General features: G+C 65.1%; 13 protein-coding genes. 4 read left to right on the top strand and 9 right to left on the bottom strand.

The window, feature by feature from the left end:
• Window positions 1–39 precede the first annotated feature (39 nt).
• Window positions 40–891 (bottom strand): 2-dehydro-3-deoxygalactonokinase, encoded by an 852-nt coding sequence (locus RA26_RS10375; RefSeq protein ID WP_039183562.1) that lies wholly within the window; start codon window positions 889–891, stop codon window positions 40–42.
• Between the two features lie 691 nt (window positions 892–1582).
• On the opposite strand from RA26_RS10375, the gene RA26_RS10370 reads away from it, so the two are divergent.
• From RA26_RS10370 to RA26_RS10360, 3 genes are all read left to right on the top strand, one after another.
• Window positions 1583–2380 carry a sugar transferase gene (locus RA26_RS10370; RefSeq protein ID WP_039183561.1) on the top strand — a complete coding sequence of 266 codons (798 nt, stop codon included), beginning with the start codon at window positions 1583–1585 and terminating at the stop codon, window positions 2378–2380.
• A 116-nt stretch (window positions 2381–2496) separates the two neighbouring features.
• Window positions 2497–3381, top strand: coding sequence for a CpsD/CapB family tyrosine-protein kinase (locus RA26_RS10365; RefSeq protein WP_039183956.1), 885 nt, complete (start codon window positions 2497–2499; stop codon window positions 3379–3381).
• Between the two features lie 117 nt (window positions 3382–3498).
• Window positions 3499–4740 carry a chain-length determining protein gene (locus tag RA26_RS10360; RefSeq protein WP_039183559.1) on the top strand — a complete coding sequence of 414 codons (1242 nt, stop codon included), beginning with the start codon at window positions 3499–3501 and terminating at the stop codon, window positions 4738–4740.
• 106 nt (window positions 4741–4846) lie between these two features.
• Here the strand turns inward: RA26_RS10360 and RA26_RS10355 are convergent, their stop codons facing one another.
• Window positions 4847–6217 carry an oligosaccharide flippase family protein gene (locus RA26_RS10355; RefSeq protein ID WP_039183557.1) on the bottom strand — a complete coding sequence of 457 codons (1371 nt, stop codon included), beginning with the start codon at window positions 6215–6217 and terminating at the stop codon, window positions 4847–4849.
• A gap of 235 nt (window positions 6218–6452) precedes the next feature.
• Between RA26_RS10355 and RA26_RS10350 the strand changes: the two genes are divergently transcribed.
• The gene (locus RA26_RS10350; RefSeq protein WP_039183556.1) at window positions 6453–7661 is read left to right on the top strand and encodes a glycosyltransferase; all 1209 of its coding nucleotides are present in this window, start codon (window positions 6453–6455) and stop codon (window positions 7659–7661) included.
• A 131-nt stretch (window positions 7662–7792) separates the two neighbouring features.
• Here RA26_RS10350 and RA26_RS10345 read toward each other — a convergent pair whose 3' ends face one another.
• From RA26_RS10345 to RA26_RS10315, 7 genes are read right to left on the bottom strand one after another with little or no spacing between them, the layout of a single operon-like run.
• Window positions 7793–8629 (bottom strand): glycosyltransferase family 2 protein, encoded by an 837-nt coding sequence (locus tag RA26_RS10345; RefSeq protein ID WP_039183555.1) that lies wholly within the window; start codon window positions 8627–8629, stop codon window positions 7793–7795.
• A complete protein-coding gene (locus tag RA26_RS10340) occupies window positions 8626–11136 on the bottom strand; it encodes a hypothetical protein (protein ID WP_039183554.1) in 2511 nt (836 codons plus the stop codon). The genes RA26_RS10345 and RA26_RS10340 overlap by 4 nt, the downstream gene beginning before the upstream one ends.
• The gene (locus tag RA26_RS10335) at window positions 11133–12071 is read right to left on the bottom strand and encodes a hypothetical protein (protein ID WP_039183553.1); all 939 of its coding nucleotides are present in this window, start codon (window positions 12069–12071) and stop codon (window positions 11133–11135) included. Before RA26_RS10335 ends, RA26_RS10340 begins: the two co-directional genes overlap by 4 nt.
• Entirely contained in the window at window positions 12068–12757 is a 690-nt protein-coding gene (locus tag RA26_RS10330) for a 4'-phosphopantetheinyl transferase family protein (RefSeq protein WP_039183552.1), read from the bottom strand. Before RA26_RS10330 ends, RA26_RS10335 begins: the two co-directional genes overlap by 4 nt.
• Window positions 12754–17319, bottom strand: a complete 4566-nt coding sequence (locus tag RA26_RS10325; RefSeq protein ID WP_039183551.1) for a MupA/Atu3671 family FMN-dependent luciferase-like monooxygenase — start codon at window positions 17317–17319, stop codon at window positions 12754–12756. Before RA26_RS10325 ends, RA26_RS10330 begins: the two co-directional genes overlap by 4 nt.
• The gene (locus RA26_RS10320; protein WP_039183550.1) at window positions 17316–18332 is read right to left on the bottom strand and encodes a glycosyltransferase family 2 protein; all 1017 of its coding nucleotides are present in this window, start codon (window positions 18330–18332) and stop codon (window positions 17316–17318) included. The genes RA26_RS10325 and RA26_RS10320 overlap by 4 nt, the downstream gene beginning before the upstream one ends.
• A gap of 5 nt (window positions 18333–18337) precedes the next feature.
• Complete coding sequence (locus RA26_RS10315) at window positions 18338–24790, bottom strand: type I polyketide synthase (RefSeq protein ID WP_039183549.1); 6453 nt, start codon at window positions 24788–24790, stop codon at window positions 18338–18340.
• Window positions 24791–24831: the final 41 nt, after the last annotated feature.

Here is a 24831-nt window from a genome sequence, read left to right as displayed (position 1 = left end):
ATCACGCTGTGCTGGAGCAACGGGAAAATTGAGCCTGGCTTAGCTCGCGGTCCAAGCCCTGGTCAGCCCTTCCAGAGTCATGCGCTGCGGATCTGCCACTGTAACGGGCAGCCCCTGGGCATCCAGCGCGGCTGAATAGACCGCCTGAAGCGGCGCATCGGCAAGCAGAGCCACATTCTGACCCAGCCAATAAGGCCGCGAGGCTGCCAGCTCCGCCCCAAGCAGCAGCCCCCAGAGCCTGCCGGATATATCCTCTGCCGGCAGATGCCTCAGCCTGGCCTCTGCCTGGAGCGCTGCCAGCCGTGCCGCCAGCAGTTCCGGCTTGGCGATTCCATCTGCCGCCGCTGCGGTAAGCGCTGCCTTGCCGCAACCGGCATCGGCGTTCAGTGCCATTGGCTGCATCACCGCTGCCGCAATCTGGCCGGTCAGCGCGCCTTGGAAGCTGACGGCCTCCCTGGCGCTGACTTGAACCCAATGGGTGACAGAGCTGCCAGGCAGGCAGACCACCCCGTCCCAATCCGGGTTCAGCTGCAAAAACCCGCGCAGCCGGGCTGCAGCCCCTTGTATGAGACCGCACGGCACGGCCTGGTTCAGTCCCGGCAGGGCATGGACGGTCAGCTCTTCCAGCTCTACCACTGCCAAGCGCACTCCGGCAGGCTCTGCCGGCACGTTCTGCGGCGGCACCAGCCCGCTGCCGCCGAGAACCAAGGGTTGCGCCTCGTTGGATCGGAGCTGCCGCAATCCGGCTGCCAGCGCAGCAGGGCTGGCGTCCTGCAGCCTCTGGACCTGCGCCGGACCTGCGGTTTCACCGGTAACAGTCCAAGCGGTCAGTGTCGTTCCGTCCATATTGGCGGCCAGCCAGCTGGCGCCGCTGCCGGTAGGCTGCGTCATACCCTCATGCCCTCTCTTACTTCTGCGCCGTGCGTTATGGCCATGAAACCAGGATCCGGCAAGTGCGCCGCCTGGCAGAGACGGGCTGCAGGAATGCAAAGGCCCGCAGGATACTTGTGCCTCCAAAGGTTCGCTGCCCCGCGAAATGTTGCTCCGGCGGCTGCGATCAGTCAGCCGCCGTTTTTCCCACTTTTCCGGAAATTGCCGGCCGCACGGCCAATTCTCCATAGGTTGGAAAGTCTATTCATTAAGCTTTGGGGGGCAAAGCTTTTCTAATTGCCAGGCTTTTCGGTGCCGTTTCGAGAAACAAGCGTGCAAGAGCCAGCGCCTTGATTCCGGGAAGTGGCCGCATCTTCGGGAAACAATTGATGAATAATCCCGCAATCGTTTCCCTGTTTTCTAGGGGAGGAGCGTGATTCTGGTCCATTTTTTGGGGAAATGTAAATTTTACACACAATTTTCCAAATATGTCCTAATTAGGGCAGAGTGCAGGTTTGCACCGCCGCCGGTTATTAGACGCGGCCAAATGAAATAGGCGCGGGCGCGTGGGGGCGCGCCCCGTTTCGAACCAGAAAATCAGTAACGGCATTCTGCGGCAATAGGCCTGCGGACTGTCAGTGTGAATTGTGAAAGTCCGCTGTTTCAGGCGGCTGTCCGGCGGTGGGGACTGGCCGGAGTGAGGGGATGTGGAATGAGAGACGCGGCTTCCGGAGGGGCGGCGCTGTCCTTTGCGCGGGTTGAGGTTGAGGCGAGGCGGGTGTCCAAGGCCGTTGCTTTCCTTCGTCCGCTGCAGATGCAACCGGCCAATGTGAACTCTGCTTTGAACAGTTTTGCACCGGCGGGGCAGGCCGTTTGGAGCGCAGAGGGGGGCACAAGCGGCGGTGCCTATTCAACAAGCGGCAAACGGGTCCTTGATCTGCTGCTGGTGCTGGTGAGCCTGCCGGTTACCCTTCCGCTTGTTGCCATGTGTGCAGCGGCGCTGTGGCTTGAGGGCGGGCAGCCGTTTTACACGCAGGCCCGGCTGGGTCGCGGCGGGCGACGATTCCGCATCCTGAAGCTGCGCACTATGGTGTGCGATGCGGACCAGTTGCTGCAGCACTACTTGGCCACGGATCCGGCACTGCGCCGGGAGTGGAATGAGACACAGAAGTTAAAGAATGATCCGCGGATCACCCGCGTCGGCCGTTTCCTGCGCACCACCTCATTGGATGAGGTGCCGCAGCTGTGGAACGTTGCAAAGGGTGACATGAGCCTCGTAGGGCCGCGTCCGATGATGCCGGAACAGCTGCCGCTCTATGGTGATGCGCGTGCGTATTTTGCCTTGCGGCCAGGGATAACCGGCGTCTGGCAGGTGTCCGTCCGCAACGAAGGCAGTTTTGCAACTCGCGCCCGGGCGGATGCGGATTACCGGCGCGGGCTGTCTCTAGGCAGGGACCTGTCGCTGATTTGGCGAACTGCCGCCGTGGTACTGAAGGGGACGGGATATTAACGCTTTTCTGGTATGCTCTGCCTGCGTCCCGCGCGTCGGCATCAGACTGTTCGGCCATTGCAGGGAGCAGGGTTGTGAAGCATTTTGCTGTATCTGGGTCCGTCACCGCGAGCCCGGTGGGTGGTACCCGGATTTTGGAGAAGGATGACGAAGACGGCATGAGCGAGCAAGGGTTCAAACGGTTCCGCCGCCGCCGTGCCCCGGCGGAGGCTGCGCCCGCGGCTTCTGATGCGCCGCGGCAACGCCCCTTGGACGCGCCTGCTTCGTCCGCTTCCGCTCAACTGCCTGCCACGTTGCCGGAGCCTTGGGAGCGGATCCGGCAGGTTCCATTCCAGGACGCAGCGGAACAAAGGGTACGGCTGCCGCTGGTTAGCCGGTTCCGCTCTACGCCTGCTGCCAAATCCTTCGATCTGCTCCGCACGCGGCTTTCGCACACTCTAAGGGCACGCGGCTGGAAGCGGGTTGCGGTGACCTCCCCGGCTTCAGGCTGCGGCAGCACCTTCTCAGCGGTCAACCTCGCGCTCAGCCTGGCCCGGGTTCCCGGCAGCCGCACCGTGCTGATGGATCTGAACTTCCGCCAGCCAGGAATTGCGCGGGCCATGGGAATCCAGGCAACTGCTGATATGGGGGCCTACCTGTCCGGTGCGGTTCAAATGGAAGACCAACTGCTGCGCCCGCTGCCATCGCTGGCCGTCGGGCTGAACAGCGCCAAGGATCAGGATGCCGCCGAGATCCTGCATAGCCGAAGCTGCGGCGCAGCCGTGGATGACTTGATGCTGCGCAGCGGCACTGACACCGCGTTATTCGACCTGCCCCCGGTGCTGGAACATGACGACGCCGCCGCCTTTCTGCCTCAGGTAGACGGGGTGCTGCTGATCTCTGATGGCGCCAGCACAACTGCGGCGCAATTGGCCGCGTGCGAGAAGATGCTTGCCGGCCATACGGAGCTTCTGGGCGTGGTTCTGAACCGCGCGCGCAAGTCTGAAAGCCCGCTGAACTGACCGCTGAAACGCCTTAGTTTCGCCCGGTTGCTATGGTGTAAAACCGGGAATGGCGGCCTTGAGTGCGGCTGGATCGAATTGGAACGGCCGGGATCCCGGCGGCATGAGAGCAGACAGATGGGGCCGATCTACTCACTGGGCGATTTTCTCGACATGGTGCGGCGCAGGCTGTTCACCATCGCCTGCGTGTTTGTATTCGGCTGTTTGGCGTCACTCTGGTTTGCCGCTAGCCAGCAGCATGAATATGAAACGGCGGAAGTGCTACAGATCACCCAGCCGCAGATTGCGGGCGAACTTGCCAAATCCACTGTCGAAGGCTCATCTGCGCGGCGCATGCAGCTGATCGAGCAGCGGCTGATGGCCCGCGGGACATTATTGGAGATTATCGAGAAATTCGGTCTGTATGCGGACCAGGACTCCCTGACCGAACTGCAGAAAGTGGTGCAGTTGCGCACTGCGGTGCAGATCACTGGCGTTGCGGCCGCCCGCGAGGGTTTTGCCGATGATGGCACCATTTCGGTGCTGACCATCACCGCCCGGATGCCCACAGCGGAGCAGGCGCAGCAGGTTGCCAGCGAGTTCGGCCGCCGCACGATTGAGCTCAGCATCTCGACCCGCATTGACCAGGCCCGGGAAACCCTCAGCTTCTTTGTTCAAAAAGAAGCCGCCCTGGCAGATCAGGTCGCCGCACTGGAGGATGAGATCGCCGCCTACCGCAACGCAAACGAAGTGACCCTGCCCGGAACCATCGAATTCCGCAGGGCTGAGATTGCTGCGATGAACGAGGGCCTTCTGGAAATTGCCCGGGAGCGGATCGAGATCCGCCGCGCCGCCGACCGCGCCCAATCGACAGAACGTGCTGCAACTGCCCGCCGCCTTCAGGAAGAGGCTGAACAGCAGCTGGCGACGCTGGACGCGCAAGAAGCGCTGCTGACCCAGCGCAAGGCCGGGCTGGAGGCTTCTTTACAGACCACTCCGGAAGTTGAGCGTCAGCTGGGCGCCTATGACCGTCGGCTGGAGCAGTTGCAGGGCGAGCTGGCACAGATGACCGCCCGCCGTAACGAGGCCGAGGTTGGTTTCCGGCTGGAGACCAGCCATCAGGCAGAGCGTCTGACAGTGATCGAACCGGCGCCGCTGCCGGACTACCCGGTGACCGGCGCCCGCAAGACAAAGGCGCTGATGGGCGCAGCGGCCAGTGCCGTTCTGGCCCTGCTGGCGGCCTTCCTGCAGGAGCTTCGCCACCCGGTTCTGCGGACCGCCGCGCAGATGGAGCGGGAAACCGGCCTAGTGCCCGTGGTTTCCATCCCGGTGATGGACACCCGCCCGCCGCGCCGCAGGCTGTTCCGGCGCAAGTCCTAGACGATATTGGATTTCTGCCCTTGCCGTAAACCTGCAGAGGGCACCGCTTCCGCCCAAGGCTGACCCCATCTTCGGGCAATTATCCAGGTAGGCTTGCAGGCTAGACCTAAGGCATTCCCAGAGCCGCTGCCATCTCAGTGACTTCCGTCCAATGCCAGCTGAGTGCTGCGCCGCCAGCCGCGCTGCTCAGCAGTGCATAACCGGCGTCATGCACAGGATCCCAGACGTGATGCCTGCGCGCCAGCCGCACCAGCACCGGATAGGCTGCCAGCATCGACAGGCCCAGTGCCGCAATTCCGCCTGCCAGCCCGAACCAGGCCACACTGCCTAAGAACAGCGCCGTCTGCAGGCAGGCCCGCGCAGCAGAAAACACAAAGAATCCGCGGCTGTCGCCCGCCGCCAGCGCTGCCTGGTCATAGGTCATGGTGATCACCGCAGGCGCTAGCGCCAGGGCGATCAGCACAATCATCGGCCCGGCCTGTGCATAGCGGTCATCATACAGGATCTGGGCTAGCCAAGGCCCGGCCCAGGCCATAATTAGCAACAAACTGAGAACGCCGCCCGTCAGCCCGCAGCGCAGCTGCCGCTGACGCCGCAGGTTCTCAGGTGCCTCCCGCGCAGGCTTGTCGCGGTAAACAGGGATCATCAGCCGCTGGTTCACTGCATGCCCCAGAAGCATCGGAAAGCTCGCCAGGAAATAGCCGATGTTGTAGATACCCAGCACCTCCAGCGGCACGAACTTGCCCAGGATCGCCCGGTCCCCCTGCGAGGTCAGGAACCAGAAGGCGGTGGACAGGAAGATCCACTTGCCGAAATGAATGAGCTCCCGCGCCGCTGCCTTCTCCCAGCGGAACCGGTTGGCCGCCCCTGGCAGGCCATAATGGCACAGGGCCAGTTTGGCCGCAGCCTGAATGACCCCGCCCAGCACCAGCGCGATCACCGATTGCGTGGCCAGTGCCAGCAGCACCATCGCCGCCAGCCCGATTGCCTGGCCCGCCAGATCCAGCGCCGTGACCCGCCCCGCCAGCAGATGCCGGTGCGCGGTTTCGATCCGGGTCGGGTTGAAGCCGGCGATGGCGAGCCCGGCGCCTGCGATCGGCAGGTAGATCAGCAGTTCCGGCGCGCCATAGAACGCGGCCGCGGGCCAGGCCAGGAGCGCTGTCAGCGCCCACAGGGCAAATCCGCGGATCACCTGAATGGTCCAGGCGGTGTCCAGAAACGCCGGATCGTCGCCGCGCTTGTTCTGGGCAATCGACGGCCCGATGCCCACGTCCGAAAACAGTGACAGACCCACCGTTACCACCGTTACCAGCGCCATCAGGCCAAAGGCCTCGGGAAACAGGATGCGGGTCAGGATCAGGTTCGAGGCCAGCCGCAAGGCCTGGCTGCCGCCATACCCGATCATCAGCCAGGAGGCCGAGCGCAGCACCCGCGCAATCATCCCCTGACCGGCAAAAAGCGAAGCCACCCGCTGCATTCCTGCGAAATCCCCTAAACCCGTATGCTGCAGGCTAGGCGGGCGGGGCAGGGGCGTCAATCTTGCGGGGGCAACGGCAGCCGTGAGATGTTCAAGCGGCTGAAATGCAGCAACAATTTCGGCGCCTGTGCTGCATTCTCCACGCCCTCGGGACAAGCTGCATGCGGCGCTGGGCAAGCCGCCAAACCACCGTTAACCTGCCACGGATACATGCACCAGCCAGGAAGCCGCCGCGTTGAAGATCGCCTATGTCCTGAACACTTACCCGCAGCCCTCGCACAGCTTCATCCGCCGTGAGCTGCAGGCGCTGGAGCAGCAGGACGTGGAGGTATTGCGCCTTGCAATGCGCCCCTCTGATGCCCCTCTGGCCGATCCTGGCGATCAGTCAGAGGCCGCGCGCACCGAATATGTGCTGAAGGCTGGCCCAAGCCGCCTCCTGACGGCGCTGGTGCGGGAGGGACTGGCGGCGCCGCGCCGTTTTTCAAAGGCGCTGGCGCTTGCGCTTCAACTGGCACGCGCCTCGGACAAGGGGGCGCTGCGCCACCTGATCTATCTGGCTGAAGCGGCCCATGTGAAACAGCGCTGCGCGGCGGAAGGCGTGCAGCATATGCACGCGCATTTCGGTACCAACTCGGCGGCGGTGGCGATGCTGGCGCATGTGCTGGGCGGTCCCGCCTACAGTTTCACCGTGCACGGGCCGGAAGAATTCGATGCCCCCCAAGCGCTGTCGCTGAGAGAGAAGATCCGCCGCGCGGCCTTCACCGTTGGGGTCAGCAGTTTCGGAAGGAGCCAGCTGAGCCGCTGGTCGGCGTTTGCAAAGTGGGACAGCCTGAAAGTGGTGCACTGCGGCATCGAACCGGCCCGCTTTGCCAGCCCTTTGCCGTTGCCCGGCGGCACGCTGCGGCTTGCCGCCATCGGACGGTTTGTCGAGCAGAAGGGGCAAATGGTACTGGTCCGGGCCATGGCACAGATAGTGGTGCAGGTCCCGGATGCGCAGCTGGTTCTGATAGGCGACGGGGAAATGCGTCCGGAGCTGGAAACGGCCATTGCCGAACTTGGGCTGCAGCGGAATATCACCCTGACCGGCTGGCTGGCAGAAGACGGTGTGCGGCGGGAACTGGGCCGCGCCCATGCACTGGTGATGCCTTCCTTTGCCGAGGGGCTGCCGATGGTGGTGATGGAGGCAATGGCCGCCGCCCGGCCGGTCATTGCCACCTTTGTTGCGGGCACACCGGAGCTGGTGCAACCGGGCAAAACAGGCTGGCTGATCCCTGCGGGCGATGAAAAGGCGCTGGCAGAGGCGCTTCTGGAGCTGTCGGAAACACCGCAGGAAAGGCGAGCCGAATTGGGCCAGGCCGGCCGCACCAGGGTGCTCGAGCGGCATGACAGCGCCAAGGAAGCCGCCCGCCTGGCCGGACATTTCCGCAAAGCAATCGGGACATAGCAGCGCTTTCCTCCCGCTTGGCGCCTTGCACCGGGCCACGCCCAAGACCTCCAAGGGTGTTCTGGCGTAGCCAGTGCATCCTGCGGGCGCGGGAGTGCTCCGGTCAGCGGCGGGCTGTCAGCAGATCGCTGTCAGCGGCCGCGGGTCCAGCGGGTGCGGGAGGCAAACAGCGGCGTTTTCACCGCCAGCGCAACTGCGGCATAGGCCAGAAACCCGGCCGGATCGCGCAGCAGCAGGCTCAGAACCCTGCTTGTACCAACGCGGGGTGTGTCTTCATTCAGCATCAAATGCGGGTAGGTTTTTGCCACTTCCGCCACACCTGCATTCTGCCGCCGCCGCACTTTCACCAGATTGCGGAACCCCTCCACCATCGGCCAGCTGTAGGTTGCCGCCACCTGCGCGCGCTCCTGCGGGGTGAAGTTCAACCGCGCAAAGATGTCGTCGGCGATGATATCCGGCCAGCCGCCCCAGCGCTGGCGCCCGGCACGGTTCATGGCAAAGATGCCGAACCCCGGCACGCCGCTTGAGAAGAACGGCAGCCGCATCCAGAACCGCGCATAGGCGCGGGTCACCAGGCTGCGGGCCGGGGAAACCCGCGGGCGGCCGCTGGCATAGCCCGGTGCGCCGCTATCCAAGGCCGCTGCGATCTGCGCGATCAGATCCGGTGAGACCTGTACATCGGCATCCAGATAGATCAGGATTTCTCCGCGCGCGAGGGCATCACCGGCATTCAGCGCACCCAGCTTGCCGCCCTCCGGAAGTTCCAGCACCTGAAGCTCCCAGTCCTTTGGCGCAGTGGCCTTGCGGGCCAGCGCTGCGGTCGTATCAGTACATCCATTGGCCAGTACCAGAACCTCCGCTGTCATGCCGGGGGGCAGCGGGGCTGAAGCAAAGACCGACTGCAGACAGGCGCCGATATACATTGCCTCATTGTGGGCCGGGATCAGTACGGAAACCTGCCGTGTCATTTCGCCTGCTCCAGTGCGTCCCAGCGCGGGTTCTGATCGCTCAGGGTGCGCAAGGCGCCCCAGCTGCCCCATTTCCCGGGGGCGCCGACGTCGGCATAAGCGGTGAACAGGCTGCCGCCCAGCGCCTGCCAGCCTGCCAGCAGGTCGCGGTACAGACCGCCCATCTCATCCGTGTAGTTGAAATGGGTGAAAAAGCCGGTCAGCTCCGCGTCGTCTACCATCGGGCCGATACCCACCACATGGCTGCCGCCCTCATACATGATCAGATCCAGCCCGTGTTTTTGCGCGGCACCCGCGTGGTAGGGCAGCACGCGGCCAAGCAGATCCGCCAGCGTGTCGGCGGGATTGCCGGAGATCTGTCCGCCACGCAACTCAGCCCCGGCCCGGACGCTGGCGGCGTCGTATTGATGCCGTCTTGCAAACTGAGCTGCTGCAGTGCCTGTCAGCCCGCGCTCTGCCGCCAGTGCCAGTGCCTGCGCGCGGCTGTCATCGATCCAGGCGCGCACCGTGCCCGAGTGGTCTTCCAGGCCCAGCACGCCGCCGAAATACCCCGTGACTGCATAGGCATCAAAATAGGTAGCAGGTTCCAGCCGCCCGGTCTCTTCAGCCTTCCACAGGGGCGCCGTCAGCACTTGTTCTTCCAGCCCCAGCCAGCCGGTTTGAGACGAAATCACCCTTACCAGCCGTGTGCCGTCTTCGCCGAACACACCGGTCCAGATCTGTGCCACTTCCGCTGCGCGGCCGCCATAGAACTGCATCCACAATCCCTCGCCCCCCCAGCGTGCCCTGGCCTGGCCATCGGCCCAGGCGGCCTGCTGAAACTGCCAGTTCCAGACCTCGTTGGAGTATTCCACATAGGCGCGCAGGCCTGTTTCCAATCCGCTCTCCGCCAGCTGCGCGAAGCGCCGCACATATGTGTCATCTGCCATATGGGGCATGTTGAACCAGGGATCGGCATCCAGCTTATTGGCCAATGCCAGCATCACTTCCGCCGGAACCCCCTTCAGCGCCCAAGTGTAGTCCGACGTCAGCGGCCGGTCTTCCCAGCCGGTCTGCTCCGAGTCATTGGTGGCCATCCAGTCCATGAACCGCAGCGCGGCAAAACCTTCCAGCCGCTCCAGCCACAGGGGATTGAACAGCGCGCCGCTGTCAAACGCTTCCAGATGCTCTTCCCGCACCACGGTGATGTTGCGCACGTACCGGCCGCCGCGGCCCATCCGCTGGATGCGGATCTCCACCGGGCCGGGGCCGGGGGTGTAGTCAAACCGCACCTCGCCTTTGCCATAGCGGACGTTTTCTGCCCTGCCCAGAACCTCAACGATGCCCTCACCTTCGAAGCGCAGGACGTAGCGGCCCGCGAGTGAAACGGCTGTCTCCGGTAGGTCGGTCAGGATCACCGTGCCGATTGAGCTCAGCTCCGGCGGGATCGCGGTGGGCCAGCCCGCCGGATCCAGATAGCCGGCGTCCTTCAGGGTGGCATGATCCACACCGCCCCATTGCCCGGGCAAATGGCCGATCCAGGGGCGGGCGGTTTTAAAATGATCAAGAAACGGCGCCTGGCTGCTCCAGTCGGCAATGCCCGCAAGGTTGATGGCGATGGGCTGGCGGGCGGTGGACGGAGGCGGTGCTGCAGCGGGAGCGGCCTCCAGTACAGAGGCATTCAGCACAGGCACGGGCGGATCCTGCGGCAGCGGCGGCGGATCCGCAGGCAAGGCCGAAGCACGCGCGCGGCCTCCTTGCGCGGCCTCCCAGGCAACGGCTTGCAGGCGGGCGGCCAATTCACTGGGCGGCGCAGGATAGGGCTTCCCCCAGCGATCCGTCAGCCGGTGCGGCAGCCCGGCGGGATCCTTGCCCGTCAGCACCGCATATTGCAGCAGCGCCAGAAAGTAGAAGCCGGTTGCATTGGGGTGAATATCATCGGCAAAGACATCGCGGATACTGGAAAGCCCCGGCACGGTGCCCGCCCTGATCTCATCATCCAGCCGCGCCATCGCCTGGCCTGCAGGCAGCAGTTTCACGGTGCCGCCAGTGGCCGTGTTCACCTCTGCCACCACCGCCTGCCAGCGCGGCAGGTCCTGCTCCAGCCGCATCCGCCAGGGCACTCCGGCCCCCTTGTCAAAGGGCACATCGGTGCCGGAGCCGCTGTCCAGGCTGTGCCAGGTTTCCTGCAAATAGAAGCGCACATCCGGGTTGGCGGCGCGGGCCAGCTCATAAAACTGCGCAACCGCCTGTTCCGTGCCGCTCCATTGCAGATGATTGGCCAGCGGGATCGCCTCCGTCACGATCACCGCATCGGCAGGTGCGCGCAGTCTTTCGCGTGAATCAACGCCTTCGGCGCTGCTGCTGTTCTGCCAATTGTAGCTGAGAGGCGCGCCGTTAATGATCTGCGCTTCGACCCGGGCTTCTGCTTGGGTGTCCAGCAGCTGCTCCAGCATCTGCGGGTTGTCCGGCCCGAACAGCGAATGGCCGATCATCACAACGGAGGTGATCAGCGCCTCCAGCTTCATGCCGGCGCTCCGGCGGCGGCAATGCCGGTGCGGGGCTGGGCGCGCACGGTCTCCCAGACGATCTGCTGCACCCTGGCTGCGGCCGCGGCGCTGTAGGTCTCCGCCGGGCTGCCATCCGCACGGGTCAGCTGATGCGGCAGGCCCATGGGGGGGCGCTGATACAGCACCGCATAGTGGGTCAGGGCCACGACATAAGCGCCCAGATCGTTGATGTGGATCCTGTCCAGTTCCCCTTCAGGCGTGCGGGCAAACAACGCTTCACGTGACACCAGCCCGGGGATTTCCCCGGCCTCCGCTGAACGCGCAACCGCTGCCAGCACCTGACCGCCGGGGATCAGATACACCGGCCGCTGCGGGTTGCGGCTGCTGTCCGTGCCCAGCAGCTGACGTGTCCACAGAGCGTCCAGGTCCCCGTCAATCCGCTGCAGCCAGCCATCCGGATCATCCAGCCGGTGCCAGGTTTCATAGAGATACAGGCGTGTCTGCGGCGAGGCCTGTCGCGCCAGATCAGCCCATTTTCCCAGATGCTTGGCGGCATCGAAATATTTCAGCGCATCGCGCAGCTCGACCATTTCGGTCAGCACAACCGCGCCGTAACCGCCGGACCCGATTGCCTCCTTCGCATCACGGTAGGCAGGCGCTTGATTGGCGGTCTCAAAATCAAGGATCGCCTCGTCCGGCTCCCAATGCGCCCTCAGCGAGGTGCCCGACCCCAGCTGGCTGTTATAGGCGTGCCCGTCAGGCGCCAGCTGCATCAGCATGTGCGGCATGTCCGGCCCGACCAGCGAATGGCCGAGGTGAAACACCTTCAGCGGCCCCTCAGGCGGGGCCAGCGGCGGCGGCACCGGCACGGACCGGCTGCGGGTGGCAAACACCATCAGCCCCAGCGTGGCGGCGGCTGCGCCCGCAGCCAGAAGCCCGCGCCGCCCCATCATCCGCGCCCCCGGATTTCCGCGGTGGTCATGATGAGGCCCGCACCAATGGCAAAGCGCCCGCCCACCGCCTCGCCGCGCTTGAAAGGCGTCCGGTCGGCGGTGAAAAACGCCTGATAGGCGCTTGCGGCCAGATCAAACTCCAGCTCCATCCCGTCAAAGCCGTAAAACGCCTGGCTTATTGTGTACTGCGCCTTATAGGCCGCTTCTTTGGCGGAAAAGATCACCTTGGCCATCTGGCCAGGATTGTCCTGCCGTTTCAGCCAGGCCTGTTCCCGGTCAGAACAGATGGCGGGCAGCAGCTCATTCTTCAGCGGCGTGTCTTCCTCGACGTCGATGCCCAGCCCCTGCACCGCGCCTGACCGTGCCAGCACCGCCATGGCGCAGCTCTTGGTATGGGTGATCGAGCCCACCAGCCCCTCAGGCCAGACCGGCGCCCGGTCGCTGCCGATTTGAACCGGGGCGGAGGGCACGCCCAGCTGCCGCATCGCCTGATGCGCGGCGTCGCGGCCTGCGGCGAACTCCTTGCGCCGTTTTTCAACCGCGTTGGGGGACAGCCCGGCGGCCTCCTCTGCCAGCGGCGCCGGAGGCACACCCAGCGGATCCGCCCCGGCCAGAGCCACATCGGCGGCAAAAAGCGGCCGGACCAGGGCCAGCCGCTCTGCCAGTCTGCTGTTGCCGTCCGTCATCCGGTCCTTGTCCTGCGGTTTGCCCGCATCGCCCGCCGTTTCGACATCATGTCGCTGCGGTCCGGAGCTGCGGCTGCCTCAGGCTGTTGTTCCGTATTTGCCGGGGTCCCTGCAAGCCCTTCGATGTGCGCGGCCAGTCCGGCCAGGGTCGGAAAGCGGAAAATGTCGGTGATCGACAGGGCGCTGGTGCCCAGTTCCTCGCGCAGTTCCCGGTGCGCTTGCACCGCCAGCAGGGAATGGCCGCCAAGGGCAAAGAAGTTGTCCTGCGCACCGATGCCGCTGACCCCCAGAATGCGGCTCCAGACCGTGGCAATCCGGGCTTGCGCCCCTGCGTCCAGCGCCTGTGCCGGGATGGATTCTGCGCGTGCAGGCAGCGGATCCGGCAGTGCCTTGCGGTCGATTTTCTTGTTCGGGGTCAGCGGGAAAGCGTCCAGGGTGATGATATGCGCAGGCACCATGACCTCAGCCAGCCGGGTTGCCAGCGCCTGTTTCAGGGCTTCTCCGGATACAGGTGCAGAAACGGTGACATAGGCAACCAGCTGTTCTGCGCCAGCGTCGCCGCGCGGCACCGCAACGGCGCCTGTAATACCGGGCTGCGCCGTCAGCGCGGCCTCGATCTCCCCCAGCTCAATCCGCTGGCCGCGGATCTTCACCTGATGGTCGGTGCGGCCCAGAAAGACGAGACTGCCCGTTTCGCTCCAGCGCACCAGATCGCCGGTGCGGTAGAGGGGCGTTGCAGCGAACGGTGCCTTTACGAAGCGTTCAGCCGTCAATTCCGGCCGCTGCCAGTAGCCGGCGGTGACTCCCGCGCCGCCGATATACAATTCACCTGGAGTCCCTGCGGGCACAGGCGATTGCTTCCCGTCCAGCACGTAAACCTGTGTATTGGCAATCGGCGTTCCAATCCCTGCTGTCCCTGCAAGGACGGCGCTGATTTTCTCCACCGTCGACCAGATCGTCGTCTCAGTCGGCCCGTACATGTTGTGGATGTTCGCGCGTGTGGCCGCGCGCAGCGCCTGCACCAGATCACCCGGCAGCGCCTCGCCGCCCACCAGCAGATGCTGCAGCTGGCCCAGGCAGGCGCTGGCATCCCCGTCTGCGGCAATCATCCGCGCCATTGATGGCGTGCATTGCATGTGGCTGACGCCATGGCGCACGATCTGTGCCGCCAGCGAGAAATCATCCGCCGCCAGCTCCTGTGGCGCGTTCGACAGGCGAAGCACCTCAGCCAGCGGTTTCAGCCCCTCCAGCACCACATCCGGCGCGATGCCGTAGTCGATCAGGCAGGCGATCTCATCGACGCCGATGCGCTTCAGTTGCTCCACCCGCTGGCAGGCATCCTGGATGGTGCCGAACAACCCGGAGTCCTCGAAATAGCGCTCAAAGGCGAAATCGAGGATGGCTTCCAGTTCCTCCTCCGACAGCATCCCCAGGTCCATCTCGAAGGGATTCTTCACGCCTTCGGGCTTCTTGAAGGCAGGGAAGGCCCAGGCGTATTGCTTGATCAGCCCGGCAGCGGATCGTAGATAATCCTTCATCGGCTCGCGCGCGACGCGGCGTGCTTCCTCGCGGGTGTCGGCCAAATAGCTGTGCAGCATCAGCGTGACCTTGAAATCCGCAGGATCATGGCCGGCCGCGCGCAGGGCGTCATGGTAGATGCGGATCTTGCCCGCCACCTCTTCAATGCTCTGGCCCAGAAGATGGGTCAGCACGTTTGCCCCGATTGACCCCGCCTCGCGCCAGGTTTCCGGGTTGCCCGCTGTCGTCACCCAGACCGGCAATTCCTTGGACACCGGGCGGGGCTGGGTCAGGATGCTGTGCTCCCCGCCGTCCTTGCGGGGAAAGGCCACTTCCTCGCCGCGCCACAGCTTGCGCACGGTTTCGATGGTTTCAAACAGTGCGGGCTTGTTGGCGGGCGGGGTGTTTTCGGGGCGCAGGATGAAGTCATCCGGCTGCCAGCCGGACGCAAAGCCGATGCCCGCACGCCCCGCGGTCAGATTGTCGATCACCGCCCATTCCTCGGCAATCCGCGCGGGGTGGTGCAAGGGCGCGACGCAGGAGCCGGAACGCACACCGATGTTCTGTGTCACCGCAGCAACGGCGGCACCAGTGACGGACGGGTTCGGGTAGGGCCCGCCAAAGGCGTGGAAATGGCGCTCCGGCGTCCAGACCGCATTGAAGCCGTTCCGGTCGGCAAACTTGGCGCCCTCCAGCAGCAGGTGGTATTTCTGTGGCCCCGGCCCGTCGTCATTGCCCCAGTAGAACAGGTTGAAGTCCATCTTGCGGTCGCTGAGGGCCACCGGCCCCTTGGACAGCTCCAGCCGGCTTTCGTCGCTGGACAGCACCAGTTTGAACCCGCGTGAGAGCGTCCAGAACAGCTCAAGCACCGAGATGTCAAAGCTGAGGCTTGTAACCGCCAGCCAGGCATCGCCGGGCTGGTGCGGGATGCGCTGGTCCATACCGGTAAAGAAGTTCGCGACATTGTCGTGGGTGACCATCACCCCTTTGGGCAGGCCAGTGGAGCCGGAGGTGTAGATCAGATAGGCCAGATCGCTGCCGGTGGCTCCGCCATCAGTGCTTTCACCCTGTGTCCCCGCAGGGACGTCTTCTATTTTCAGCACCTGCGCATCCGACGGCGGCAGGCTTGCGGCCAGTGCGCCCTGGGTCACGATCACCTGCGCCCGGCTGTCTGTGATGTAATGCGCGATGCGGTCGGCGGGGTAGGCGGGATCCAGCGGCACATAGGCGCCGCCGGCCTTCATCACCCCAAGCGCGGCAAACACCAGTTCCGGCGCGCGGCGGATGTGGATGCCGACATGCCTCCCCGGTTTTACGCCCTTTTCACGCAAGCGGCCGGCCACTGCATTGGCGCGGATGTTGACCTCAGCGTAGGTGAAGCTCTGGTCCTCGAACACCAGCGCGGTGGCATCCGGGGTCCGGGCGGCCTGCGCCTCGAACGCTGCGTGGATGGTCAGGCCGGTTGGGACGTCCGCAGCGGTCTGGTTCCAGTCCTCCAGCAGCATCTTGCGCTCGGCCTCTGGCAGGATTGGCAGCTCTGCCACGGTTCTGCTGCTGTCCACTGCAATGGCGTTCAAAACCAGGTCCAGCCGCGCGGTGAGCAGATCCGCAGCGTCTGGCGTCAGGGCGGCTGCGTCGCAGTGCAATGCCAGGGCGCCAGCGTTCAGGGAGACCGTGACGGCACAGCCCGCAACTGCCGCATCATCGCCCAGCATCAGGCCGATGGCGGGCTGGGCCTGTGCGGAAATCTCCGGTGCGCGGGCCACCAGATCCTCTGCAAAACCGCCATATTTCCGGGCTGTCTCAATGCCTCGTGCGGTGCGCTCCAGCAGGGCGGCAACACTATCCTGCCGCTGCGCCTGCAATGGCACCCAAGCAGAAATTAGGCCGGGCAGGCCCTCCGCGCCTTCAGCGGAAAGCGCAATATCACCGGTTTCCGCGCCGCTGCTGAGCAGGGCAAAGGCGAGGACGGCTGCGGCGGCTTGCTCTTCGCTCAGACCGACAGGCAGGGCGATGTCCCGGCGGCTGTATTCACTGCTGCAGCGGCCTGAGGCCAGCGGCACCTGTACCGGCTGCATCGCGGCGAGCCGTCGGCGCCAGTGGCTTTCGCCCCCTTGGACCGCAGCAAGACGGGCGGTGAGTGCCCCTGTCTCTGCTGCGGTCAGGGAGGGAACCTTGTCTCCGGCTTTGGTCAGAGTGGATATGTCCAGCGGCTGGCCTGCGGGTGTGGTCAGGCGGGACAGTGTGAGGGCACCGCTGCCGGTTGCGATTTTTATGGTAGACTTGCTGACCTCCAGCACGGTGCCCGGCGCGCCGCTGCCCTCTGCAACTTCCGCAGCACCGGCCAGCACAACGTTTCCGCCAAGGCGCAGCTTGGCGGCGCACAGCGGGTTCCAGTAGCCGCCCGTGTCCAGCGCCCGCACCAGCCGGGCTAGTTCCGTCGCGGGACGGGTGAAATCCAGCATCCCGCCCGCTGCAGGCCGGTCTGACTTCATGAACAGGCGGCGCTGGCTCAGGTCCTGCGGCCGACGGTTCAACTCACCGGTTTCCAGCTGGGAGACGACCTCGCCGAAACTGTCCATCGCCGCGGCGTAGCATTTGGAATTGAGGCTCAAGGCAGTTTCATCCTCAGCCACATCAAACAGCCGCTGGGCCAGGATATCGCCCTCATCCACGCCGCCCTCAATCAGGTGCCAAGTGATGCCGTGCTGCGGCTCGCCATTGATCAGCGCCCAGTTCGGGGTGTTGAGGCCTGCGTAGCGGGGCAGCGGGCCGTCGTGGAAATTAACTGCGCCCTTGGCGGCCTGCGCCAGCACCGCATCCGGGATCACCGTCAGGTTGGCGATCGACAGCAGCCAGTCAAAGCCGCCATTGAGCTCTGCGGGAGTGTTCAGAATGTCCAGCCCCTTGTCCGCGGCCCAGGCGCGAATGTCGGCATCCTGCGATACCACCGGCCGGATCTGGTGGCCGCGGGCCAGCAGCGCGTCGGCGCAGCCGATCAGAAGGGATTCATTGCCAATCAGTGCACAGGTGAATGCGGTCATTTCTGCTCCTTTGCAAGCGGAGAAGGGAGGCGCGTTTCCGAAGTGGGGTGGTGGCGCGGCGCAAACGGCGCGCGCAGGCTGTGCAGGCAGAGATCGCGCAGGAAATGCGGCGGATCGGCCTGCGGCTTGTTCTGGATCAGGCGGCGCAGGCCATAGATCAGGCTGCCGGTGATGCGGGCCAGCGTGGCGGCGGCGGCATAGGCGCGGCCGTGGTTCTTGACGAAGTAATGCAGGCGCGAGTCGAACCAGTAGCGCGGCGTGCGCTGCCAGCCCTTCATGCCGGTCGAGGCGGAGCCGATATGCGCCACTTCGCTGGCGGGCACATAGTGGGTGCGCCAGCCCGCCCGTGCGGCGCGGCGGCAGAGGTCGGTCTCTTCAAAGTAAAGGAAGAAAGTCTCGTCAAAACCGCCAGCGGCCTCAATCGCCTCGCGCCGGATCATCAGGCTGGCGCCGGCAGTCCAGTCGACCTGCACCTCTGCCTGCGGCATCTCCATGGCGACGACCCAGGGTTTCAGCAGCCGGGTGAAGATGCCGGTCCGCACGCTGGCCTCGAATTCGCCCGCGATGGAGGGAAAGCGGAAGGCGGTGCGGTGCGGCGCCCCGTCCGTGCCGCGCACATAAGACCCTGCAAGGCCCGCGCCGGGACGCTCCAGCAGGAAATCGCGAAGGGTGCGGATGGTGTCCCCCTGCACAAAAGCGTCGGAGTTCAGGAGGTAGTAGAACTCTGGTGCGCTGCCGTCCGCGAGGCCGGTGCCGAGGCCGATGTTCATGCCTGCGCCAAAGCCGCCGTTCACCGGCGAGGCGATTACCCGCACCCGGTTGCTGTCCAGCCAGCCGCGTGCCCGGGCAGCCGCCCGGATCTGGTCAAAGGAGCTGTCGCCGGATCCGTTGTCGATGATCAACAGCTCGCCCGGCAGGTCTTCCAGCTCGCACAGCGCCGTTTCAGCGGCCTGCAATGTCATGTCCGGGGTACGGAAATTCAGAAGGATGATGAGGATGCGCTGCTGGGCCATGATGGTTACTCCGCCGCCCGGATGGAGCGGGACGGGCTGGAGGCTGCTGCCCGGTCTGCGGTATCGAGCCGCGTCTTGACGCCGGCTGCCAGCACGCTGACGTTCGGCACCAGCACCATGCTGTCATGGTCGCCCGGCACTTCGTCCACCTCGACGGCGGGCGCCCAGCAGGTCCAGTCGTTGTCGGCGAACACATATTCGCGTTCGCTGCTGACCCAATTGCCGCCCGAGACCTGCCACTTGCGGTCCAAGGGCGGGCGGAACAGGGTGAGCGGGCCATCCCAGGGTTTCAGGCCATAGCTTTCGACTGCCGCACGGAAGGCCAGTTCTATCTTGCGGTTGTTGAATTCGGGCAAAGCGCCGGTTTCCGCCGGTCTGGCGCGGCGTTTTTCAAACTCCCAGGCGATCCGGTTCTTGGCCCATTCACCAAGGTAGCCAACGCCCTTGCCGCGCAGTTCCGCCAGCTTGATCCGCGCCTTGTCCTGCCGGGACAGGGCCGGGCGCACCGGCAGCGGCGTATCCAGCAGGATCAGCGCCGCTGTTTCCTGGCTCAGCTGCTTCAGCTGCTGTGCCATCTCATAGGCGGTGATGCCGCCGCCGGAGAAGCCGCCCAGCAGATAGGGGCCTTCGGGCTGGATCCGGCGGATCTCGTCCAGGCAGCTGCGGGCGGCATCCTCAATCCTGTCATGCGGCGCATCACTGCCTACCAGCCCCTTGGCTTGCAGGCCATAGACCGGGCGGTCCTTGCCCACCAGCAGCGCCAGGTGCCGGAGGTTCAGCACGTTGCCGAACATGCCTGCAACCAGGAAGAAAGGCCGCCGCCCGGTGCCGTCGCCGGGGTGCAGCTGCACCAGGTGGGTGAACTGCGGCTTCTCTTCGGCAGCCTGCGTGCCGCCGCCCGGCTCCTCAGCAACTCCGCCGCCGGTGCGTTCAATGATCCGTTCCGCCAGCGCGGCAACGCTGGGCGCCTCGAACAGAACCGACAGCGGGAATTCCACATCAAAGGCGCGTTTCACCTGCGCAAACAGCCGCACCGCGATCAGGGAGTGGCCGCCGAGGTCAAAGAAACTGTCTTCTATACCGACCTGGCTGACGCCCAGGAGCGAGGCAAACAGCTTTGCCAGCTGCTCTTCCACCGGGTTGCGCGGAGCGACATAGTCGGTGTCGAGCTGCGGCCGGTCAAATGTCTGGGCCTCCGCCTCAGCCGGTGTGCTTTGCTCCGCTTGGGCGATCAGGGCTGGCAAGTCCAGTGAGGAAACCACCACCTGCGGCAAGCCAGCGGTCAGGGCGCGGGCCAGAGCCTCACCGCCTTCCTCTGCCTTGATGCCGTTTGAGATATTCAGCTGCAAGCGGCGCTCCTCGGGCGACAGCGGCTGCGGGCTGCTGGCGGGTTCCAGCCCCAGCTGGGCGGCTGTTGCATCCGCCTCGCCCTGTTCTGCGGCCGCGTCAAAGCCGCCGGCAAGGCGCTGCATCCGGAAACCCTCGATTTCCACAAGCACGGTGCCGTCCGGGCCGGTCAGGGTCACGTCGAAGGCGGCTGAGCCATTGGCATCACTGCTGGCGAGGCGCATGTGGCTGAAGACTTGCTGAGTTAGCGGCGCATAGACCCGGATGGTGCCGTAGGAGACTGGCACCCACAGCGCGGTGCCTTCGTAACCCGGGATCAGCTGCATCGCCCAGCCAGTGGCCAGATCCAGCAGGCCGGGGTGCAGCAGGCAGCCGTCGCCAGCCGCCGCATCCGGCAGCGACAGGGCGGCAATCCCTTCACCGTCCCCCAGCGCTGCGCGGTTCAGCACATGCCAGCGCGGGCCGAAATTCAGATGCGCCTCCTGCGGGGAACGCAGGCGCCTGCGAACAGGCGCCTGCTCCTCCGGGCATCGGGTGAAAATCGTCTTGAGGGGGAGGGGGGCGGGGCGTTCTGCCGCCGCCGTTAAGGCCAGCATTGCCTGACAATTCAAACGGTAACCATTTGTAAACCCCGAGTAAACAAACAGTTCATAACCATTTTCATTAGCTTCTAACTTTACCAGTGCCTCGCGCGGATGGCCTGCTTCTGCAATCAGCGGGCGCAGGAAGTAGAGATCCCGGATCTCGAAAGGATCTTCCACACCAATGGCCGCCAACGCCTCGGCGGCCATTTCGATATAGCCGGTGCCGGGCACCAGCGCGGTGCCATCCTTGGTGCGGTGCTCATCCAGCAGCCAGTCCGCGGTGCTGAAGCCGGGGGTGAAGATGCGGTTGCCCGCGGCATCAAACGCCTGCTGCTGCAGCAACGGCTGCGGGCAGGGCTCGGGCGTGCTGGCGCCGGCGTTTCCATTGCGCCCTGCCATGGCGTCAGCGGCCATGCCGGTATCCGCCCAGACGCCCCAATCCACGGCAATGACCTGCGTGTGACCGCCCGCGCGGTGCTGGGCCCAGGCGTTGAGGTATTCGTTGGCAGCGATGTAATCCACCTGGCCCGCTGGACGGGTCACGGTGGAGGAGGAGGAAAACAGCACCATCAGCTCCAGGCTGCCGTCCGGGAACACAGTATCAAGCGCCCGCAGTCCGCTGACCTTGGGGGCCAGGACCCGGGCGATCTGGTCTTCGTCCTTGGCCAGCAGCGGACCGTCATGGATGACGCCGGCCCCATGGAACACCCCGGTGACGGGGCCAAAGACCGCCTCGGCCTGCTCCCGTGCCGCACGCAGGTCGCCGCTGTTGCAGACGTCGGCAGCGAGCGGCAGCACCGCACCTTTGCCATTCGCCTCCAGCGCCATGACTGCTCGGATGCGCTGGGCGGTGCGGTTGGCCGGGCTGTGGCTGGCCAGATACCGCTCCCAGGTCTCGCGCGGCGGCAGACCGCCGCGGGAGATCAGCGAGACCCTGGCGCCGTAGTTCCGCATCAGGTGGTCCGCAATGGTCAGGCCGATGCCGCCATAGCCGCCGGTGATCAGGTAGTGGCCGCCCTGTTTGAAGGGCGGGGTTTCCGGCTCGGGCAGCGGCTGCGGGCGCCAGCTGAGCTCGAACCGTTTCTCCCCGCGCCAGGCAGCCGAAGTGCTGGCGGGATCGGCCATCAGCTCTTCCAGCAGGCGGGAAGTGATATCGGCCTGCTCGGGATTGCGGCGGGCGAATATGCCTCGCGGCGTCTGCGGCAGTTCGATGTCCACCGCGGCGCAGGTCAGCCCCGGCAGCTCGCGCGGGATCACCCCAAGCGGGCCTGCGATCATGGCCTTTTCCGGGTAGGGCAGCGCCTCATCCCGGACCTGCGCGGCACCGGTGGTAAAGACCGTCAGATGCGCCGGGCCGGGCAGATCGGCATTGCCCAGTTCCTGCGCCAGTGCGGTCAGGGAATGGAATCCCATCTCAAGGTTGCGGTCAAAGAAGGAGGAACCGGGGCGGAAGCTTTCGCCCTCGGTCACCAGCCAGAAATGCGCGATGCGGTCCGGCAGTCGCCCGGCCTCTGCCAGATCCGCAAGCAGGGCGCCATAGGCGGCGCGGCCCTGTTCCGGCGGCAGGATATAGGAGGCGGGTGAAAGCTGCGCATACGTGTCGCCTGCGCGGACACGCACAACGCTGTGGTTTGCAGCCTCCAGCCTTTCGGCAATGCGGGCGGCGTGGCCTGCCTCGTCCTCGAAGATCAGCCAGCTGTGCAGTTCCTGCGCCAGCTCTTGCGCCACATCCAGCGCGCAATCGGCCAGCCGCGGACGCCAGGCCGGGCGGTAGCCCCATTCGCCCAGATCATCGTGACGGGACGGGGCGTCACCCTCGCTCTCAGCGGCTGGTTTCCCCGGCTCGATGAAATAGCGGCTGCGCTGGAATGCATAGCCCGGCAAAGGCAGGCGGTTGCGGCGCGCCTCGCCCCAGATCTGCGGCCAGTCGGCCTCCACCCCGCAGGCCCAGAGCCGACCGATGACGCCGAAAAAATAACTGTCGTCCATCACCTGCTGATCGGGATGGCGCAGCGTGCTGAGCACCTGCCCCTGTTTCACCGCAGGCGACATCTGCGCCAAGGCGCTGAGGGCCTTGCCGGGGCCGACTTCCAGGAACACCCGGTCCGGGGTCTTGGCAAGGGTCTCGATACAATCGGCATAGCGCACGGTATTGCGCAGCTGGCCGACCCAGTAATCAGCGCTGGTGGCCTGTTCCGCGGTCAAGGCAGCCCCGGTGCGGTTCGAAATCACCGGCAGGCCGGGCGCCGACAGGGTCAGATTGCGGATGAAATCGCCATAGTCCTGCAGGATGCCGTCCAGCATCCGCGAGTGGGCGGCGATGTCGATGGGGATGCGCTGGTGTTCGGCCTCGCGGGCGGTCAGCTCTGCCGACAGCCTGTCCAGCGCTTCCTGCGGGCCGGAGACGGCGGTGAGCGAGGGCGCGTTCACGCTGGCGATATCCAGATCATCGCCGATGATGGCCTCAACCTCGGCCAGCGGCAGGGCGATGGACAGCATGCCGCCTGCGGGCACGGTGTCAAACAGCCGCCCGCGCAAGAGGACCAGATCAATGCAGTCCTCAAAGGACATCACACCGGCCAGGCAGGCGGCGGTGTTCTCGCCCATTGAGTGGCCGACCAGCGCGGCGGGCTTCACGCCCCAGCTGATCCACAGCTGCGCCAGCGCGTATTCGACGATCATGATCAGCGGCAGCTGCACCGAGGGCTGCTGCAGCTTGGCGTTGGCCGCATCCTCCTCGCCTGCTTCCGGCAGCCAGATGGCGCGGATATCGTAGTCGAGGCTCTGCTGCAGATGGTCCAGCCCGCGGTCCATCCACTCGGCAAAGACCGGTTCGGTCTCGTATAGATCCCGCGCCATGCCCGCGTATTGCGCGCCGCCGCCGGGGAACATGAACACCACCTCGGGACTGCCGCTGAGGCGGTCGTGGGTAAAGACCTTGCGGGGATCGTTTTCTGAAATCAGGTCAATGGCTTCGGCAGCGGTTTCCGCCACCAGAACCCGCCGCTTGGCAAAGCCGCGGCGGCCCTCCTTGAGGGTAAAGGCCATATCGGCCAGATCAGCCGCGGGATTGGATTTCAAATAGTCCGCAAGGGCCTGGGTGTTGGCGTCCAGCGCCGCCTTGGACTGGCCGGAAACACAAAGGATCTGGAACGGGAAATCGCTTTCTTCCGAGGCCGCGCGTTCCGGGGCCTCTTCCAGAATTAGATGCGCATTGGTGCCGCCCACTCCCAGCGAGTTGATGCCGGCGCGCCGCGGCCCCTTGTGCGGTGTCCACGGGGTGAGGGCGGCGTTCACGCGGAACGGCGAGGTCTCAAAATCAATCGCCGGGTTCGGCGCCTCATACCCAAGCGAAGGCGGAATTTCTTTGTGATGCAGCGCCAGCGCGGTCTTGGTGAGGCTGGCAACGCCCGCCGCGGTGTCCAGATGGCCGATGTTGGTCTTGACCGAGCCGATGCGGCAATAGCCCGTGTCAGTGGTGGTGGCGCGGTAGGCGTCGGTCAGGGCGGAGACTTCGATCGGGTCGCCCAGATAAGTTCCGGTGCCGTGGCATTCCACGTAGTCGATGGTCTCCGCCGGGGTGCCCGCGGCCTCCAGCGCCATTTGCACCGCTGCCGACTGGCCGCCCACCGAGGGGGCCAGATAGCCGGCCTTGTCCGCGCCGTCGTTGTTGATGGCAGAACCCTTGATGACCGCCCAGATGTGATCGCCGTCGGCAATCGCATCCTCCAGCCGCCGGAGCGCCACAGCGCCGGCACCGGAGCCGAAGACCGTGCCTTGCGCCCGGTGGTCGAACGCATGGCAGTGGCCATCCGGACTAAGGATCTCGTTTTCCTTATAAAGGTAGCCGCGGCCCTGCGGCAGCTCGATGGTGACACCGCCCGCCAGCGCCATACCGCACTCGCCTTCGCGCAGGGCCTTGCAGGCGTAATGCACCGCCACCAGTGATGTGGAGCAGGCGGTCTGCACGTTCACCGAAGGGCCATGAAGGTCGAAGACATGGCTCACGCGGGTTGACAGGAAGTCCTTGTCGTTGCCGGTGTGGCGCAGCAGGAACATGCCCACGTCATCGACCAGGCCCGGGTTGGAGCAGATATTGAAGTAGAAATAGCTGCCCATGCCGCAGCCCGCGTAAACACCGATGGGGCCATTGATGCTTTCGGGCGGATGGCCTGCGTTTTCCATCGCCCCCCAGGCCACCTCCAGGAACTTGCGGTGCTGCGGGTCCAGGATCGCGGCTTCCTTGGGGCTGAAGCCGAAGAATTCGGCGTCAAACTCGTCAAATCCCTGCAGCCGGGCCGAGGCGGGCACATAGTTCGGGTCGGCCATGACCGATGCACGCTCGCCGTTTTCCAGCAGCGTTTCGCGGTCCAGCACCTCAATCGATTCAATGCCTGCGCGCAGGTTCTGCCAGAACGCTTCGGCAGATGCGGCGCCCGGCACTGTTACCGACAGCCCGACAATGGCAATGTCACCGGGCCTTGTCTGTTTTGCAGCGCCCCCCGCTGCGGATGTCCCATCCTGCATCGTCAATACCTGACCCCACTAGCCCTTCGCAAACAACCCGG

Source organism: Leisingera sp. ANG-M7 (assembly GCF_000813965.1).
Classification (GTDB): domain Bacteria; phylum Pseudomonadota; class Alphaproteobacteria; order Rhodobacterales; family Rhodobacteraceae; genus Leisingera.
Note: the sequence above shows the minus strand (reverse complement) of the source record. Positions and strands in the feature narration are given on the sequence as shown.